Genomic DNA, 19,282 nt, shown 5'->3' with positions numbered 1-19,282 from the left:
GCGCTCAGCGGACGACAGGATGTCCAGGTCTCGCACCGGCGTATTGGGGGCATGCTCCAGCGCCTCAGCCACTTGCTCGAGCGCGCGCTGCATGTAGCCGCAGACCCGATCCGCGGAGACGGGCTCCGCCACCTGCGCCGTCAGACCGAGCGCCTCGCCAAAATCCTCCACCGACAAGGACAGGGGATAGTTGGTGCGTTCCTCCCCGCCCAGCCATTCCACCCCCTTTAGCCCATCATTCGATGCAGAACCGGACATGGCCGCTGGCGTGGTGTGACGATAGTTCAACAGCGCGCTGAACAGCGGCGCTGGTGCCGCAACTCTGCTGCAGCGTTGCGCCAAGGCCAGCGAGGCATGCTCATGCGCCAGCAGCTCGGCCAGCCGGGCGTGGGTGGTGCGCACGCTCGCCTCGACCCCGGTGCCGTCGAGATCAAGCCGCAGCGGCAGGGTGTTGATGAACAGGCCCATGGCGCGGTCGGTACCGGCGCCGCCATGCATGCGGCCGAACAGCACCGTGCCGAACACCACCTGCTCGCGGCCGCTGCTGCGCGCCACCACCTGCCCCCAGGCCAGATGGCACAGGCTCGCCAGGCTCACCCCCAGCCGCCGCGCCTGTTCCCGCAGCCGCGCGTTGAGCGCCTGCGGCAGCATCCGCCGCGCCTCATGACCCCCCCTGCCGTCGCCGCGGATCTCGCTCAACCCGAACGGCATGGTCGGCTCGTCGATGTCTGCCAGCAGCCCCCGGAAGAACTCTTCATGCGCCTTGGCATCAACACCAAGACGCGCCTGCGCCATCAGATTGCGGAACGGCTGCGGGGCTATCAGCTCATGCTCGCGCCCCTCCAGCACGGCCCGGACCTCGGCATGCATCACCTCCAGCGTGGTTTGATCCCCGATCAAATGGTGCTGCAGCTCCAGCAGCAGCCAGCGCGCGCTGCCGGGCTCGCGCGCGATCACAAACCGCAACAGCGGCGCCCGGCCGAGATCGATGCGGTGCTGGCGCGGATCAAACCGATCCTTAAGCTGCTCGTGGCCGGGGCCAGAAGACCCGTCCAGCTCGACCTCGCTCACCTCCAGCGGCGCACGACGCCACACCACCTGGGCCGGGCTCGACAGCCCCTCCCAGACAAAGGCCGTGCGCAGAATGTCGTGCCGATCCACCACCCGCTGAACCGCGGCAAGATAGCGATCCAACAGGTCACGGTCGGCAAACGCCATCTGCGACACCAGCAGGTACGGATCGCCGTGGCTGGCGAGCAGATGATGGAACAGGATGCCGTCCTGCAGCGCCGACAAACCATAAATGTCCTGGATGTTGCCGACGCCACCAGGCACCATGGCGACGATCCGATCAATCTCGCCCTGCGTCAGCTCGATCAGCGGCAGCATCTGCGGCGTAATCGCCGTGCTGCTCGCGGTGATCAGGTTGGCCGGGACCGCCACCTCCTGATGAGTTCCCAGGCTTGCGGCCAGATCCGCCAGCACCGGCTTGGCGAATAAGGTCTGCACCGCGATCCCCAGCGACAGCCGCCGCAGACGCGCCATCAGCTGCACCGCCAGCAGCGAATGGCCGCCAAGCTCAAAGAAGCTGTCGTGGCGTCCGACCCGCGCCACACCGAGAAGCTCCGCCCAGATCGTCGCCAGCGCGGTCTCGGTCTCGCCGCGCGGCGGCTCATAGGCCGCGCGCGCATAGGCCGCATCCTCAGGCATCGGCAGCGCCTTGCGGTCGAGCTTGCCGTTTGCCGTCAGCGGCAGCGCCGCTAGCCGCACAAACGCAGCCGGCACCATGTAGTCGGGCAGCCGCGCACTCACATGCGCGCGCAACGTGCCGGCAAGGTCAGATCCCTCAGCCTCGCCGGCGTGCTCCGCAGCCGCAACCACATAGGCGACCAGACGCTTCTCGCCGGTGCGATCCTGTTGCGCCACGACGATCGCATCGCGCACGAATGCGTGTTCGACGAGCCGTGCCGCGATCTCGCCGGGCTCGATCCGGAAGCCCCGGATCTTCACCTGGTCGTCGTTGCGGCCCAAAAACTCCAGATTGCCGTCCGGCAGATAGCGCGCCAGATCCCCGGTCCGGTACATCCGCGCCCCCGCCTCAGCGCTGAACGGATCGGCCACAAACCGCTCCGCCGTCAGCTCGGGACGGTTCAGATAGCCATGCGCGACCCCCGCCCCGCCGATGTAAAGCTCCCCCACCGCCCCAAACGGAACGGGCTCAGCATGACCGTCCAGCAGATAAACCTGCGTGTTCGCGATCGGTCGGCCAATGGGAAGCCGCTGGAATCGCTCATCAATCGCGTTGATCTCGCAGACTGTCGCAAAGGTCGTCGTCTCGGTCGGACCGTAGCAGTGCAAGAGATGTTGCGGTCGGTTCTGCCTCAACACCCGTGCTACTGCCGCCACATCAACCGCATCACCTCCAACTAATAGCAACCGCAAACTCGCCAGCACCGGGCCTAGATCATTAGCGCTCTGCCTGAACAACCCCGCTGTCAAATGCAGGACGGTAATGCGGTGCTGCTGAACCAGACTGCGCAGCACTTCTGGCTCCAGCACATTAGTGTATGGAATCGCAATCAGGCTCGAACCGTGTAGCAGCGGTGCCCAGACTTCCAGCGTACTGATATCAAACGCGGGATTGCCCAGCCATCCCACACGATCCCTCGAGCTGAACTCCGCATAGCCGTTGTTGATGACGAGCCGGTTGACAGCACGATGAGGAACAACAACTCCCTTGGGAACGCCGGTCGAGCCGGAGGTGTACATTACATAAGCGGCGGCCTCGGCGCTCAATGCCAGGCCTGGATTGGTACTACATCCTGTTCCGGCCATGAGCGGCTCAATGGGCAGAACAGGGATCGTCACCTCAACCAGATCGTCATCGTCACTCTCGCTAAGCACGAGGCGCGCATCACAGTCGGCCAGTATCCAGCTTTGTCGTGCAGATGGAAGAGCGCGATCGATCGGGACATAAACTCCCCCCGCCTTCAGGGTCGCCAACTGCGCCACCACAAGCGCAACGGAGCGGTCCAGCATTGTCGCAACACTATCCCCGGGCCTCACCCCGAGCCCGATCAGATGATGCGCGAGGCGGTTCGCCCGTGCATTGAGCTCGCCATAGCTTAAGCGCGCGTCCGCATCGACCACCGCCACCGCGTCCGGCGCTTGACGCACCTGCGCCTCGAACAGCTGATGGATGCACTGCTCCGCCGGATAGGGGGCCGCCGTCCGGTTCAACTCCTCCAGGACGTAGGCGCGCTCAGCGGACGACAGGAGCCGAATTCGTCCTACCGGCTGCTGCGCATCGGCCATCACAGCACACAACAAATTCTGCAAATGCTGCGTCATGCGGTCGATCTGCTTGGGCGCCAAGCGACCTGCATCAAAGTGCCATCGAAAGCTCCCTTCCAGAGCGCAAACCTCAAACGTCAGCAAATCACCGGATAGGGGCGCTTTAAAACTCGGGCTTGCAAGATCACCAGCGGCAGACCCGCTATTTGCAGTAACCGTAACGCCAACCGACCAGGGACGGCGCGATCGTAGCGCCTCATGAGCCCGCAAGGTCGGGTAGCGCGCGATAATATCCCGCGCAAAGCTATCGTGCTCCCTCAGCTGAGCATACTCGGCCGCTACCGCCCTGCGCACCTCTGCAAAATCATGACCGAAATCTATGATAATTTCCATTGGCACGACAGAAGCGACAAGCACCTCCACGGCTTTCAACCCGGCTCGCGATCTAGTCGGTACGGGAGTCCAACCCAATTGAAGCTCTGATTCACCTGTGATGCGGGCGAGATAGATCAGTAAAGCACTCAGCAAGTACTCAGCGCGATCAACTGGCGACAGTTCGGCCAAAGCACTTGGAACGAGCCACGAACTCGACTGCCGTCTGGGGGAAATCACAGCTTCTGAAGACGACAGAAAGGGAAGCTGCAATATTTTGCACTGCTCAAGCCGCTGTCGCCAAAAACTCTCCCCAGGTGCCAACATTTCATGGGCAACGGTTATGCCCCGAGCCTCTTCATCGCTTAAAATCGGGAGGCGATGCCCTAGATCCAGATCGGACTGCGTCGCGAGTGCCCGCGCATCCAGAGCCTCACCATCCAGGCTGTCAAACCAAACATCAACATCATCTGTACCTGTCGCCACACGCCAGTGGCTGGGGTGGATTTCAACCAGGGAACCCGCCGATAAGCCCGAGCGGCCAGACGACACCTCCAAGCACCTGACTGCGACAACGTCGTCGCCCACAAGAGCCTTGGACAGACATAAAGGATTGGAATGATGCGGCCCAAAGTCTAAGGCGCGCGTCATCGCTGAGAGATCTTGCGCGGATCTATCCCATCGCAGACAGCCCGCAGCATCTGGGCGTCGGCGCCGCGGAAAATAGCTTCTGTCCGCTAGCGCCTGCGGACGGGCGGCAAGCCTTTCGTTCGTTAACCCAGTCAAAAGCTCGCGGAATCCCTCGACTGCGGCTTCATCACATTTGAGGTTCAGGCTTAAGGCGGTGTCGGTAGGTCCAATCAGGACTTGGCGTTGAACCACCAGGTCACCCGTATGAACACCATGATCTATGCGATGCCACGCGATGGCATATTCGGTCTCTTGGGCCAGCAGCGCCCAAGACGTCGCATGAGTTCCCGCATACCGTGGCAAGGGACCGCCGTGGTAATTGAAAGCGCCTCGACGCACTCGCCCAAACACGTCCGCCGGCAATATGAACGGATTGGCAACAGAAAATATCCACTCCACCGATTCGGTATTGAGCAATTTGGCAAGCTCTTCAACGCTCGCTAGGCACACGATATTGGCGCGAGCGGCCCAATCGCGGAAGATGGCGTCGGCACACAGGGCCGCGCCGATGACGTAGCCCATCTCCATTGCTAGCTCTGCACACCTAATAGCTAGCGTACCACCACCAACAAAGACGGTAGAACCAATTGGTGAGGCTGCAGGTGGTTGCACACCCCAATCGCCGACTTCGCAACTCGATGAGGCCAACACACATATGTCGTGATGTTCGTAACCCACGTCCATGACAAACCCTACACGTGTGTGACGCGCCGAGCGTGTGGCCACCGAGAGACGCGCGCCGGCGTGCAGCGGAGGAGACCGATCGGCCATCTTCACGCTCCAGCCAAGCCGTCGCGTAGCCTGGGCAATTGCCGCCCGACGCGCCGCGCCACATAATGACCTAAACCTCTCACTGCAGTCGAGATTTGCTCGGGAGCAACCGAGCTGAACGCCAATCGGATCCGGCAGTCTTGAGAGTTATCCAGTGCGAAGAAGCTCATCGGCATAACAATGACATTGTAATGCGTTGCGCACTCGTCCGCGGTGTTCGCGTCAAATCTGAAGGGAAGATCGAGAGTCAGAAAGAAGCCGCCGGCAGGACGATTCCATCGAACCTGGTCCGACAAAGGCGAAAACACATCGTCCAGCTGACACAACATAAGGTCGCGATTTGCACGATACCAATCCAGCGCTGGCCGGATCCAGCCACGTAAGCTTGTCCGCTGTTCGATCAAGAGCCCCGCTACAATCGCTTGGCTAATTTGGCTCGTATTCACGGTAACGAAACTCTTGCGCTGAACCAGATCTTCCCAAAGTGTCCGGCAAGCACCTGCGTCTCCAAAGATGGTATCGGGCAGTATTGCTGCTCCGACGCGAAGAGCTGGGCTTAGCGTCTTGGAAAATGTGGACAGGTAGATAACACTTCCGACCTCATCCAAAACGGCCATCGGAGGCACCGCATCTCCTTCATACCGAAATGGCCCATATGGATTGTCCTCCAAAACGACGATCCGATGTTTGGCGCACACTTCGAGGATCTCCCGTCGTGCGACCACATCGAGGACGCGTCCTGTCGGATTATCAAAATCGGGAATAAGATATATTGCCCGAGCTCTTCGACCATTTCGGCCCAATTGCAAAACGGCGGACTCGATCGCGTCTGCAACGCAAGACGCTGAGTTGGACAACGCTGCAATAGGCACCCTCGCAGCATTAGCTGCACCAATTGCTCCAATATAGGTGGGATTGCAGACCAGGAGCACATCGGAAGATTCGGGACACAGCGCCGGCAAGCAGAGAGCGAGCGCTTCCTGGCATCCTGAGGTGATCAGGACGCGATCCGCGTTAGCGGGGAGCCCCTCATCGGATCGCACCTGTTGCGCAACAAGCTCGTTGATGATCCCCGCTGTTCGACCATACTGCAATAACTGAGACCATACTTGGCCACGATCGCCAGCCCAATACCTTTGGTACACACCGAATGCATTCAACAGCGCATGGGGGTTTAGTCTATCGAAAAACCGGTCACTCGGCCTACCAGACGCAAGCGAGACAGCTGAGGGAAACCGACTCGAGACCTCGTTCAGGAAATTCATTGCCGAACTTTGCAACCGGAAATCCATCATGGAGCCTTGGAGGAGGACGGAGCTATGGAAATCACGCCTACGTCGGAGCACGACTGGAGGTCTAAGGCCGCACGCCGCTTCGCTCAATATTTGCCGGACTGTTCAAGCTGGTCAAAAAGCTGCTGGACGTTCGATTCGAGGAAACCACTCTCTCCATCTCGGTGAATGATTTCGAAGCTAAGCCCCGTCTCAATGGAGCGGCTCGAGAAGGCCTGTGTCAGTCCAGGGCCACGTATCACATTCGTGTCAAATCCCAGACCACGAGACTTTAGGGTCTCTACAGCAGCATCCGCGTCGTCGACCTCAAGAGCGATATGAGCAACTCCAACGCCGTGACGCCGCACGAGCTCGGAGACCTGAGAAGCCGGCTCAGTACCCTGACACAAAACAAACCTGATGCCCCTGCTCTCGAACTCAGCAGATAGCATGCCCGTCGCTCGACCCTTGATGTGAAAACGGCGCTTCAACTCAAACCCTAGCACGTCCCGAAAGAATTGAATTGAGGCATCAAGGTCGAGCACAGCAATCGCAATATGATCGATCCCGCGAAATTGCGACACCGGACTCGCGGTTGTCCGGATGTCATCGGAAGCTGCACCCACTCCGAGCTTGCTATCGATCGTTTTCTGCATAGCACCAACTTTCCATCACACAATCCGACCATCAGGCCAAAGCGACCTCATCGCGCGAGCGACAGGCAAACTCTGCTACCAGCAGATCAGCTCTGTGCTAGCGTCAAGGTTCTTCAGAGTCCTGTGCTCGAGGTCCACCAACTCAGCCTTACGCCTGGCCAGATCCGATTGAGCGCGGAAGATCTCGGCTTTGAGCTCTTCTCGTCGCCTCATTGCTTCTCGAAGTTCCCAACTGTCCTGCATCGGCTAATTGCCTATCTACGAGCGAACACCGACGGCATCCCGTCGGCTGTTAGCTCCGAAAACACTGCCTGCGCATCCGCTGCTGGTGTCAGATCGCCGCGCTTCAGCTGGAGGCGGAGGTCCGCCAGACCAATCTGTTGGAACGGCTCGCGGTACATCGCCTCGAACATGGTGCGCAGCACCTCTTGACTGGCGTCGTTCCATCCAGTTCCGGGGGCAGAGCAATCCTGTCCTTGCCGGGAGACCGAAACGCCATCAGCAGATGAGAGGCCCCGCGACGGCCACGCACGTGACGGGCGCGGCAGCATCAGCATGGCACTGATTTGGATCAATCGAGCAAGTTTCATCTGAACTCTTAGACAAGGGTTGCCATCGTAGTCGTAACGGATCACCCCCTCAAGCAACCAACGTGCCAATGACGTTCTGCGAGCGTTTCCTGGAGAAACAACGCGCCTCTCGCTGCGCTGGCGGAATGCTGCCGTCTTACTGTCGGGCTTGGGACATCGACGTCTTGAACCAGACACAGCTCAACACAACAACACGGACGGTCAATGGCGACGATCGCCAAAAGAGCAATTGCCCGAGATCACCCTTGCTTTGTCAGAATGCTCTCGCCTCCATTTTTGAGGGTCTCATCATCGAGTGATAAATCGTGCGACAGGCATCACGCTCGACGCTGGCTCTCTCGCAAGGGAGCGGGGAGAATATCCTGTCGGTGAAGCAAGAGATCGGTTTGCTTAGAGGAACATGCAGGGAAAAAACTTCCAAAAGCTCGAAATCTTCGCTCCGCCATACTTGGCATCTCGTCGTGCGCCCCACAAGAAGCGTCTGCCGCCGAGGTGCCCCCCCGCAGTTTTCCTCATTCGCGCGAGGTACCCAATGGCGCGGCACGTCGGTCGAAATAGCCTCCAGGGAACGCAGTCATCGGAGGGATTGGCGTATATGGATGCCAGAGCGCGAGCCCAACCAGCCGCGCGTCCAGCCGCACAATCAATTTGCGAGCGATCATGTCAGCTATCGCAGCCTCAATCTCGGCCTGCATTACATTCGTCCCGCTCAGCTGTTCGCGCAGGCGGGTTTCAGGCGAGCCTTCGTCCGCAGCCAGAAGAATTTCCCGCTCGAGGCCCCTGACCCGGTGTTCGCGCTCGACTGCAATGGCTCGCGTGTCCTCGACTATGATCTCGTCGCCGCTGTCCCGCATCGACAGCATAGACAACTTCGGCTCGTACCAAGCTTTCAGCCAGGCATCGATACCCTTGGCGACAGCCCTTAACCCCGGGCGGCGACTGGCGTCGCGCGCCGCGAAATGACCGCCGACATCGTCGTCTTCACTGTCTTCGAAGTAGTAAACCTGATCCGCCAGATCGCGCTCCGACAACGGATAGACGTAGCGATAGGAGACGGCCGGGCGCAGCTTCAATCCATGTTTCTCGGCTGCGTAGTGATAGGGGCTGTAGCGCTGGTACCGCAAACGCACCGCAGGTCCCGGCTGTAGATGATGCAGCAGCGGTAGCAAAGGAGCCATTTCCGTATACCATGGGTCGCTCTCGCCGGGGAAGCCCCACAGCAAACTCCAACTGACCCGCACACCGTGCTGACGGCACCACTTCAAGAGCTGGACATTATGCGCTGAGCTCGTTCCTTTGCGCATCAGCTTCAAAACACGAGTATCCAGGCTCTCAATACCCGGTTGAATCCAGCGGACGCCGGCGGCAGCCAGCTTCTCCACTTCGTGGCGCTTCAGGTTGGCTTTGACCTCAAAGAAGATCGCGAGCTTTTCGGGTAGCGCGGTGAGGCGAGGCAGCGCCTTTTCAAGGTAGTCAGTGGCCAGAATATTGTCCACCGCTTCGATGCGTGACGAACCGTAGCGCGCCGACATCTCAATCATCTCCTCTGCGGCCTGCCCCGCGGGCTTCTGGCGATAGGTCATCGATCCGCCGTTCAGCCCACAAAACATGCAGTGGCTCCGCTCGCCCCACCAGCAGCCTCGAGAGAACTCCATCGGCAGCCCGGCATGGATGCGGTCGGCGTAGAGCGACGCGTTGAGCTCGGCAAAATAGTCCGAGAAATCGGGCAGCGGCAGGTCACCCATGTTCTCGATCACTGCGCGGGGCACTAAGTCGCGCGTCGACGCCGCCGGATAACCGGCCTCGCGATGCGCCGGACCGAAAACGCCGAATGGCAGGTCAGCAGGCGGAATGTCTCTGCCGCGATTAAGGATGTCCCAACACAGCGGGCCGATGAGTAAGTCGGCCTCGCCCGACACAACATAGTCGACCCATTGGAAACGCATGTGAGTGCTCCGCCCCATTACCGACTCGCAGTTTGCGCCGCCCATGAGAGTGACAAGATCCGGTGAGCGCTCGCTCAGTCGGCGCAGCAACGCGAGCGAGGGAACATGCTGGGTGAAGGTCGAGCTGCACCCGACCATGGCCGGCCGTTGCTCCAATATCTTGTCAGCCGTCCAATCAATAAACCCGCCGATTAGCGAGCGCAGCCTGAGGAAATTCGCGCGACGCTCGGCCAAAGACTTGCCTGCGTGTATCGGGTTGCGCTCGAAATAAAGGTCGAGAAAGGCGCTTTCTTCAGGCTCGAAGTCGGGAAAAGCAACCCCCGCGAACAGCCAATCAACCAGCGCCTCCTCTGGCGGGCAACTCTCAAGAGGCCCATAGTCGGCAATGCCTATGTATTCCAAAAACCAGATGTTGGGATATGCTATAGTGGCTTGCAGCCCAGCCTGGGTCAGCGCTGACTTCAGCAGACCAAGCGCCAAGGACGGTCTTTCGACTGCCGACATAGGCATGTTGACTAAGACGATTGGCACATCGATACTCATGTGATGCCACATTATTTCTGGTGATGTAGGCTGGGCGCGTTCGCCCGGCCACAGCCTCATGCGCTGGACGGCAATGCGAACTTCTCGCGCTCCGTGATTGGAGCCGTGAACATGAAGTCAACTAATTCAGCGAATGCCATAGGCGGCGCGCTTCGAGCCATGGTTCCGCGTCACGTTCGTTGCCTGGAGATTGGAAAGCATGAACGCGCAAGTCCAGCGGAGGTTGCTCGAGCTGAGCGGTGAATGAGCCGACACACCGCCCCGCTCCCGACATTAAGCGGCGCCACGCCCGAGTACGGCTCACTGTTTCTCATCATCAATGAACGGATTGACGTCGTCATTCATACGGGCTTTATCAAAATCCAAGAGCGTCGCAAGCTAGTAGCACGACCGACAGTGAAGCTCAGGCGCCACGACGCGCTACGGCCTCTACAGCCAGCGGCACGGTCGTCTGGCAGACTAGTTGATTGACCAAGGGTCGGGTCGAGCCGTTCTTGACGAAGAGCGTGCAGCGTTCCAGTCGTACTCGCCGATGTGCAAAAAATGAGGACTTGGCTCGAAGCGCGAGCGCGGAAGTCCTTCGGTCGCCTCCAGCGTGGAGCTACCAAAGCCCATCCGGCGGAGCTCAGGCAGGTGGTAGACCGAATGAGTTCGAGCAGCCTAGGAGAGCCCGGCACGCCAAGAACAAGTTCTGCGGTCACGTCGGTTGTGCGCGCCATGAAGCCGCGGAGGGTGGATGCGAAACGGCTTGCCACCCCACTCCACACTGCGAGATGGCAAGATGCCGCAGCTCCTTGATACTGACGTAGTACCTCAGTGCGAATCGGCATGATCTACGTCCGTGCGGGAGCCTGCGTATTTGGCAGCTTCGATGCGGCTCGTCGTCCAATTGCTGGTCTGCCAGGCGAAGCGGTCGTCGAGGTCGTCTTCGATTACCCCGGCCGCGTACAACCGATCGAGCAAGTCAGCGACTGCAAGTACGCTCGTTCCGTCAGTCGTGACCCGCATAACCAGCTCCGACGCTGTGCAGTTGCCGAACGCGATGAGATCGCCAACGGAAATCGGAGCGACGTGGTCGGGCACCCGGTATTCCATGTTGCGGGCGCGGAGCTGGAAGTACCGGTTCCCTGCTTTGTATTGCAGGTCTCTGCGGAAGCGGATCGGCAGGTGGGTGGCTGGGCTCTCGAGCATATACTGGTCGATCATGCTCTGCAGCCCCTCCCGGAACTCGTCAGGCGTCCTGAAGAAACGTTCACCCAAGATGCGGTAACCGAGAGGCCAGCGTTCGCTCCCCGGTACCGGCGTCACCAGTTGCAAACGTCCCTGCTGCATATTTACGAGGAAGCCGGAAACACAGGCGATCGTGGTATGATCGCGTTCCAGCAACGCGATTGCATCATCTTTGATGGCGGACCTGAGCTTCCCCTTCCGCTCGCGCGCGCGTCCGGCGAAAGCCTTTGCGGTCGGCGCCTCCTTGCCCTGCAGGACGAGTTCGACCCCTAGCAGCTCCTCTGGCGAAAACGTCATATGAATCTGATTGAGATGTGCTTTGCTCAGCACGGAGAAACGATTCGGCGTGGTGCCATACAGGCTGGACAGTCTGAGCACGCGTCTGGTGAGTGCCTGATCCTTAAGCGGCGCAGCGGTCGTTGTCTGCGGCAATGCGCCCGTGATCCGATAGTAGTCGAACAGAAAGCGATCGTAGTGTGGGTTGTCCATAGGATCTGTAGCCCAGTAGCAGAAGCCAGTACGGGCTGCCGAACCAAACACCTCGCTCGCGACGCCAACTACGCCACGCCAACGCTCTGCCTGCTCTTTGCTGTAGTCGTAATAGCCTTTGAACCGGTCGGCAGAGAGGCCACAGAACCAGCAACCAACGGTGCAGCCTTCGCTCAACTCGAAAGCGATGATCGGGTACGTGACCGACAGCGCCGATGCGCCCAATTCGTCGTTGCAGCGCCGGATTTGGCGCTCGCGCCAGGCATGGAAACGAGGGTTAATCGTCGACATTTCGCCTTCGTCGCGCAGGAGGTCGCGATGGCGCAACATCTCGCGCAGATGCTCGTCCCACATCGTAGCCAGCGGCCACTGGGCAGACTCCGGCTTGAAGCGGTATTTTTGGTAGTCTCCGTGCCAGAGCGGCAACATTTCCATTGGGTCAACTTCGATGCCGTAGCGCTCTGTTACCGTGCGAGGGGCGTCGACGTTCTCCGAAAGCGCCTTGCGGAACTCCACGTCACCGGCTAACCGCTCCGTGAAGCGCTTGACGTGCGACAAGGTGCGCAGTTGCTCGGGGGTGCGACGGTCAAAACTCTGTCGGTAGTGTTCGGTGGCAGCGCGCGTCATCACGTTACGGATAAACCTTGAAGCAGCATCTTATAAGCCTAATGGCAATGATCTCACCCCGGACGAGGCCAGCTTTCATGTTCTCGTCGCACTTCTCGTCTCCTTGAGCACGAGCCAATGCGGTCAGAGCGAAAGGCATGTCAGGCCACGACCGCAACAACAACAACCAGAACAACAGCGACGGGCTCGACTGCCGAGGCGAAGTTAGAGTGCGCTTCCGCGACCTGTACGCCGCTCGTGGGCACCTCCGCAGCGGACCTGGCCTGCACAACGCCGCTCGAGATCGCAACACTCGAATCAGGAATGGCGCCGGCAGTCGCATCGAGCTGCTTACTAATCAACTCCGGTCGGCTTCGACACCGGATGTAACTCTTCGCTTCATCAAGAGTAAAATTGTAGCCGTGACTTTTTCCGACCGCTACAATTGATGCAAGACCTGTAGCACTCTGTTTTGCGTTCTCGAGCAGATTGCCCTTTTTCCCTAGATCGTTGACAAATCTGTCTATCTCAGTTCGCGACACAGCCAGTCTCCACGTCTTCGCTTAATGTTGCCAAACTATGCACGATGCCTTCGCAGGCGATCGACGCCGACAGCGCAAACAAAGCAAGCAACGCGCCAGACTGAAAATTTCTGATTTTTCGCTTTGCCTAGCGTCGTCAACACGACAACATTGGTTTGGAACCGACAACCGGCCCACGACGCGGGACAGGATTTCGTTGTCGGTATCTAAAGTCGTCCGTTCTTCAATCGCGGGCGACAGCAAACCGAGCGGCGCAGTGCAGGGCGACGGTGTCGGGCAGGCATGCAGGATGCGGCATCAACCCGTGCTATGGCTTTACGCGCCAGTGCAGAGGACATTCGGGTGGCACCTCCCGTTACTGATCGCTTGACCAAAGCGACTCAAAACGAACTCCAGCAATCTCTTGAGATTGCTGGGCTCTCTCGATCGATTTGGTGGCGGGTCCCGAAACGAACGCCAGATCGAAGACCCTCGTTTGTGGTTTCCGCGCTTCCGGGAGGCAAGTGATAATCGGTTTCGAGGGGGCGGACGAGGGTTCTCACCACGGTTTGTTCACGATCATTCACTTGAAGCCGAACCAATTCAGCGCAACGGCCTTGGTCTGAGTCAGGCGTGGATGGACTGATCTTTGGCGCTCTGACCGCGGGACTTGTCGATGCTAATGGTGACTAGAGCGTTAGCCCATCTGACTGAATCGTTGGGGATTCACAAATCAGCGTTTTGGTGATTCAAGCTACCCGCCGGGACGGGAGGCCGGCGGGCATGGCGAAACCGCTGTCGAGGGACCTTCGGGAACGAGGGCTTGCCACCATTGCGGGCGGCGTATCCGGCCGGCAGGCTGCCGAGCGGTTTGGAGTAAGTGCGGCGAGCGTCAGCCGATGGCGGATGCTCGAGCGAGAGCAAGGGGATGCCCAGCCAAGAGCTCATGGCGGTGATCGCAAGTCCCACCGGATCGATGCCCATCAGGCGAGGATCATGGCCTTGCTCAAGGCAACCCCTGACATCACCATCGAGGAATTGCGTGACAGCCTGAGCAAAGAAGATCTTTCCTTCGGCTATGGGACGATCCGTCGCTTCTTCGAGCGCCACAACATCACGCGCAGAAAGGCCGCCCATGCCACCGAGCAAGATCGCCCGGATGTCTTGACGCGGCGGGAAGCCTGGCGCGAGAGCCAAGGCAAGCTCGATCGTGACCGGCTCGTCTTCATTGATGAGACCTGGGCGTCGACCAACATGGCGCGAACACACGGCCGCTGCCAGCGCGGCGAACGTCTACGAGCCGCCGTTCCGCACGGCCACTGGAAGACAACAACCTGCGTGGCTGCTCTAACCACGCGCGGCATCATCGCGCCCTGGGTGCTCGATGGCCCTAGCAACCGTGATGCCTTCGAGACTTACGTGGAAAAGGTGCTCGTTCCCGAGCTTCCGCAAGACGCGATTGTCATCAAGGACAACCTCTCCAGCTACAAAGGGCCGCGCATACGCGAGATGATCGAAGCTGCTGGCGCGACGCTCCTCTATCTTCCGCGCTACAGCCCCGACCTCAACCCGATCGAGAATGCCTTCGCCAAGCTCAAAGCAAATTTGCGAAAGGCCGCCGAACGTACGGTCAATGGTCTCTGGGATGCCGTTGGCCGCATCGTCGACACCTACACCCCCGCAGAATCCACAAACTACTTCGTGGCCGCAGGGTACTTGCAACCTGATCGGCTAACGCTCTCTAGCACCTTGCCCAACAGGTGGCGCGTTACCGCGTCGGCCGCCGCCGGCTTGGCATGATAGAACCCTACGGTCGGGCTGCGCGCTATCTGCCCTCTTAAACAACCTCAGACGGCGAGCTGATCGTCTCCGAACTCTCGTCGCGGTTCAGGCGCTCGTGCACTGCTGGCCTTGAAGACCGGAAAGCGCTTTTGCTCGATTTGCACGTACTCGCCGTTTTTGGTTACGGCCTGTGCGGCGTCATACACCAGCCCGGCCGACGCGTAGGCGTGGTCAACCCGTGTCGCCAGCGTCTGGTATTTGATCTTGTTCCCTGCGACCTGAGCGTCAATAAGGCCATCGACGTCATGCTCACGCGACTCAACGGCGTCCAGGAGGAGTTCCATGAAGGCGAGGTCGTGCCGCCGCAGTTCGGTCGCAAGCGCGTGGAATTCGACCAGTTCCTCGTCCTCGAGTGCCTTTGGCGCGCTGATGGCGTCGATCGCATTGTCGAAGGCGAAGAGGCTCTTGTGCCAGCGCTTTAGGCCCGTATAGGCCTGAACCACGTCTTCGTCGGCCAGACGATAGTTTCGGTAGACCACGCTGACGAAGCAGCTGCATGACTTCGATTGCCCGAGCCATATTGGATCGGTAGCAGGAAAATCCGATCCACAGCGGAACCGGCAGCCGGGCTATCGAATCTGCGATCTCGTCGCTCTTCAGACCGCCCAGCCAACCGTCGATGATTTGGACATTCGCCCCCTTGCTTCTGAGAATACTCGCCAGGTAACCGAGCCCCAAATTTTCCTCGGCGGTACGGTGCGTGATCGGCGCGGGCGTAGCCAGAACTATCGGCGGAATACCGCGTAAGGGTAAGACTGCCTCGCGCAACGCGAACCTCTCGGTATTCCGTGTACAGTTACGACTAGCTGTGAACGACACTCAGAGGTGCTTCCCATTGACGCTCCTAAGATGCCAGTTGTGCAGAACTGCTCTCTGAGGAGATTTACCACGGCAGTAGAAATTTGATGGTTGTACAAGATTGACGCAATGCAAGGGTAGATAGGAACACTCAAGAAGCCGTTTTCAAGCGCCCGCAGAGTCGGGAAAGGCAAACCTCACCCGAGTCGGCAACAATGATGCGGCACAAGCGACAAGGAGGAGGCTCCCCTGATCCATAACCAAAACCGGGGGAACCATGAACTTACACGTCGGGCTTGATATTTCTCAGCGCAAAACCGCCATCTGCGTAGTCAACGGCAATGGCAAGATCATTGCCGAAGCGATATCCATAGCTGGCTGGTCGGCAAAGAGATCGATCTCACGGCCATCCAGGGAGTTTGCCTCGAAGCCGGCGCCATGATCAGCTTCATCTGTAACTATGCTCGTGCGAACACGAGCATGCTTGTGACCTAGTTCTCGGTGCGGGTTACTTCATCATCGCTTCGGCCTCTGCACGAAACGCGTGGCGCGAGCCATCTCGTGAATAGAACATGTGGCCGCCTGGATAGACTACGAGTTTGACGCGCGGTGCTGAAGCAAATGGCGGCAATTGGTCGAGCACGATCTGTGATCCGAAATAAGGCGTGACGAGGTCAAACAGGCCGTGCCCGACTAGCAATTTCATCTTCGGGTCCGTTGCGAGAATCTGGCGCAGCTCCGACAGCGACTCCGGAGGCCCGCGGCCGTAATCCCAAGCCTGCCCGACCGCGTGGTTGACTAGCTCATAGGAGCCGTCCGGCCGCCAGTTTAGCTTGCGCGTAAGGAGATCGACAGTGGCGCTGGTCAGAGGTGCGAGCAGCGTGTCGCTCGACGAATCGCCGGAAAGATAGAAATCCGAGTCCGGGAACGGATCGAGGCCACGCACTGAGGCGTCATATTTGCCGATTAACATGCCGTTCTTACGATCGAACTCACGGCGAAACGCGGCGAGGTCGAAGCGGCCCGCGAGCCTGCGACTCACCGCCTGATCGATGCCGGTCAGCGCCGCGACCTTGTCGGCCAGACGCGTGGTCGCTTCCTTGTCCGCCTGACCTTTGATGAGGTCGATCAGAAACTCTCCGCGTGCATAAGCTTCCACGTCGGCGAGATCGGCTCGCTTTACCGGACCCTCGGCTTCACGCAGGGTCGCGACATAGCTCGGCAGTGTTGCGATGTATTGCAGCAGGCCAGTGCGGGCATATTGGCCGTAGTCGAAGAGTGGCGAGACCATTATCAGGCCCTTGACGCCTATGCCCTGCCGCATCTGCAACTGGTGCACAACCTTTGGCCCGCGAATGCCCCCATAGCTTTCACCCACGATGTATTTCGGCGACAACAGCCGGTCATGCTTTTCGAGCCAGCGACGGACCACCAGCGCGAGCGCGTTGACGTCGCCGTCAACGGAAAAGAGCCGCTTGCGCACATCATCGCCGGTTCCCACGAAACGGCTATAGCCTGTGCCTACGGGGTCGATAAACACCAAATCGGTGAAATCGAGCCAAGTCTCCGCGTTTGGCCTCACCTCCGAAAAAGTGGATGGCGTGACCTCGTCTGCATTGATCGGCAGCCGCCACGGTCCGGCATTGCCGAGCTGCAGCCAGGCCGATGATGAGCCCGGTCCTCCGTTGAAGAAGAACGTTACCGGGCGCGTGCCGCGATCGGTGCCGTCAAGCTGATAGGAGGTATAGACGATGTCGGCCTCCGGCTCGCCCTTCTCGTCGAACAGGCGGATGGAGCCGGCCGTCGCGATGAAAGAGAGCGTCCGCCCAGGGAGATCAAGCGTTTGCCTGGTGCTGGAGTCCGGCGGCAGGCGATGCTGCTCGACCGCCGACGGCGTACTCGGCGCTTGGCCGGCGCGTTCGCCGGGGCCGCCGTTCTGGCCGGCTGGCGTTGTGGCATTGGCGCGCGGCGGCGGATTGTCTGCCCGCGCGCTCCCCACGATCCCGCTGGCAAAAAGGATCAACGCAAGAGAGCTGCTGCGCAGTGCGGTCGACGACATAGAGGATCTCCTGTGCAGGACTTGCACTGTTGGTGCGCGAGGCGTGTCTGTCAAAACGACCTAGTCACTAGCTCATGCGTGGGAACAACAAACCTACTAGAGTCAGCAGTTGTCACGGTCAGCGCGTGCAGATCATATGCCCCCACCATCGCCAATCGCCCCGATTGGCGGCTTGACCGCTGGTCAGCTCAACGCGCTGGGCCTTCACGGCATGGCCAAGGCCTTCGTCGACATCGGAAGTCCCGCTCGATGTCGCGGGAACTGCTTCAGTTTTTGAGGGATCTCCGACAGCGATTTCTCAAAATTCTGGAAATAGCGTCTCGCGATGATGAATACTGGACCAAGTCGCGAAGTTCGAAGACCCGTGGAAGCTCCCGTCGATACACGTTTATCCTCCGCCACACCAAAGGGCGGCGACCAGAGCGAAAATCGCGGCGCCCGCGAAGCCCTTAGTGACTGCTGACGTAGGCTTGCTCTGATTGTAGGTGATTCAACAGATCGGCCAGGTCGTCGGCGTCTTCCAGGGGAAGGCCATTTTGGGCGACGTCATTGATCAGCAGCAAAACCGGTGCGGATGTCGTAAACCGTCCAGCCATTCGTCTCGGATCGAATATCGTATCGTACAGTCATTCCTCATCATGACACGCGGCATGGTTGTTTCAAATCTTGTTTGCCAGTGGAGAGAACGATGCATTTCCGTTGTGCAGGGCGCATCCGGCTTCGCCGGTCAGACTCTAGCTACCTATCCAGCGACGAACGGGGTCCTTGTCCTTCGGCATCGATGAGAAAAGCCAGATCCAGGCACTCGAACGCGAGCTACCGGTCTTGGCGGTGATGCCTGGGGTACCGGGGCGGCCCAGATACGTGCGCCGTGGATGCCTGGTCTGCAGCGCTCGATGTCACCTCGGGCTTCCGTCATCGGCAAACGCCTCAAGCGTCATCGAGCCATCGAGTTGTTGAAGTTCTTAAAAAGAAACGATGCTCCAGGCTTCGATATCGATGAACGCTCCGTGTTGTCGCGTTCAGCACTGTTCGGTTTGATACGTTTATGGCAGAGACCCGACACCGAGACTCGGTTCTACGTTGGCGCAGTGCAAAGCGCATCGTTTCGTCAACGGCTCGCACAGCATCTCTTGTGTTACGCCGATTGCCTATAAGTGGCAAACAATCTGTTGCGATCACGGCCGTCGTGAAATCGCATGGAGTAAATTGTGACCACCGTGGCGCACGTTTAACGTCACAACTGAGAGACTGAGAAGTGATGACAACTCGCTCGCGCGCATCGGCCAGCAAGGATGGACTGCAGGATACTCGGATTGATCTCGCCCCAGCGCTTCGGCTGATCCACCTGCTCGGCCTTGATGGCGCATCCACAACCAAATCTCGATCCGCGCCTGGCGCGCATGATCGCTTTCTGATCATTAGTGAGGAAGAATGCAGGGCTGAAGCAGTTCGACAAAGGAAGTCGCCGTTTCATGAAAGCAGCTGCCGCACTCCAAGCCCCAGACATCAAAAGCAAGCAATCTCGTCGGGGCCGCCGTGGCGTGTGACGGATTTTAAGTCGCAGGCATGGCGCTCGGTCGATCTAGGGTTCAGACTCAATT

9 protein-coding genes and 3 pseudogenes are annotated in these 19,282 nt (G+C 59.4%); 2 read left to right on the top strand and 10 right to left on the bottom strand.

All coding sequences use genetic code 11. The features are described from left to right. The 8 genes and pseudogenes from FXV83_RS13080 to FXV83_RS13050 form a co-directional block, all read right to left on the bottom strand. The coding region (locus tag FXV83_RS13080) for an amino acid adenylation domain-containing protein (RefSeq protein ID WP_235939534.1) at positions 1–3,375 on the bottom strand (3,375 nt) is incomplete at its 3' end. Between the two features lie 1,095 nt (positions 3,376–4,470). Continuing rightward, positions 4,471–4,878: pseudogene (locus tag FXV83_RS45410) on the bottom strand (formyltransferase family protein); the annotation flags it as partial. 251 nt (positions 4,879–5,129) lie between these two features. Beyond that, on the bottom strand, positions 5,130–6,422 hold the full coding sequence (locus FXV83_RS13075; protein ID WP_148739588.1) for an aminotransferase-like domain-containing protein: 1,293 nt from the start codon (positions 6,420–6,422) through the stop codon (positions 5,130–5,132). Positions 6,423–6,505: 83 nt separating this feature from the next. Beyond that, positions 6,506–7,054, bottom strand: a complete 549-nt coding sequence (locus FXV83_RS13070; RefSeq protein ID WP_148739587.1) for a VOC family protein — start codon at positions 7,052–7,054, stop codon at positions 6,506–6,508. Positions 7,055–7,308: 254 nt separating this feature from the next. Then, positions 7,309–7,644: a hypothetical protein gene (locus FXV83_RS13065; protein WP_148739586.1), complete on the bottom strand. Its 336-nt coding sequence runs from the start codon at positions 7,642–7,644 to the stop codon at positions 7,309–7,311. 512 nt (positions 7,645–8,156) lie between these two features. Continuing rightward, complete coding sequence (locus FXV83_RS13060; protein ID WP_148739585.1) at positions 8,157–10,133, bottom strand: RiPP maturation radical SAM C-methyltransferase; 1,977 nt, start codon at positions 10,131–10,133, stop codon at positions 8,157–8,159. A gap of 813 nt (positions 10,134–10,946) precedes the next feature. After that, positions 10,947–12,479 carry a radical SAM family RiPP maturation amino acid epimerase gene (locus FXV83_RS13055; RefSeq protein WP_148739584.1) on the bottom strand — a complete coding sequence of 511 codons (1,533 nt, stop codon included), beginning with the start codon at positions 12,477–12,479 and terminating at the stop codon, positions 10,947–10,949. Positions 12,480–12,619: 140 nt separating this feature from the next. After that, positions 12,620–13,000, bottom strand: coding sequence for a Nif11 family protein (locus tag FXV83_RS13050; protein ID WP_148739583.1), 381 nt, complete (start codon positions 12,998–13,000; stop codon positions 12,620–12,622). Positions 13,001–13,762: 762 nt separating this feature from the next. Between FXV83_RS13050 and FXV83_RS13045 the strand changes: the two are divergent. Beyond that, positions 13,763–14,695: pseudogene (locus FXV83_RS13045) on the top strand (IS630 family transposase); the annotation flags it as partial. 131 nt (positions 14,696–14,826) lie between these two features. On the opposite strand, the gene FXV83_RS42615 reads toward FXV83_RS13045, so the two are convergent. After that, positions 14,827–15,300, bottom strand: coding sequence for a hypothetical protein (locus FXV83_RS42615; protein ID WP_187435864.1), 474 nt, complete (start codon positions 15,298–15,300; stop codon positions 14,827–14,829). 827 nt (positions 15,301–16,127) lie between these two features. Continuing rightward, positions 16,128–17,678, bottom strand: a complete 1,551-nt coding sequence (locus FXV83_RS13030) for a S10 family peptidase (protein ID WP_148739579.1) — start codon at positions 17,676–17,678, stop codon at positions 16,128–16,130. 777 nt (positions 17,679–18,455) lie between these two features. Here FXV83_RS13030 and FXV83_RS13025 point away from each other — a divergent pair. Further along, positions 18,456–18,661, top strand: a pseudogene (locus FXV83_RS13025) (IS630 family transposase); the annotation flags it as partial. Between the last annotated feature and the right edge of the window lie 621 nt (positions 18,662–19,282).

It is taken from the genome of Bradyrhizobium hipponense (assembly GCF_008123965.1).
Taxonomy (GTDB): Bacteria; Pseudomonadota; Alphaproteobacteria; order Rhizobiales; family Xanthobacteraceae; genus Bradyrhizobium; species Bradyrhizobium hipponense.
Note: the sequence above shows the minus strand (reverse complement) of the source record. Positions and strands in the feature narration are given on the sequence as shown.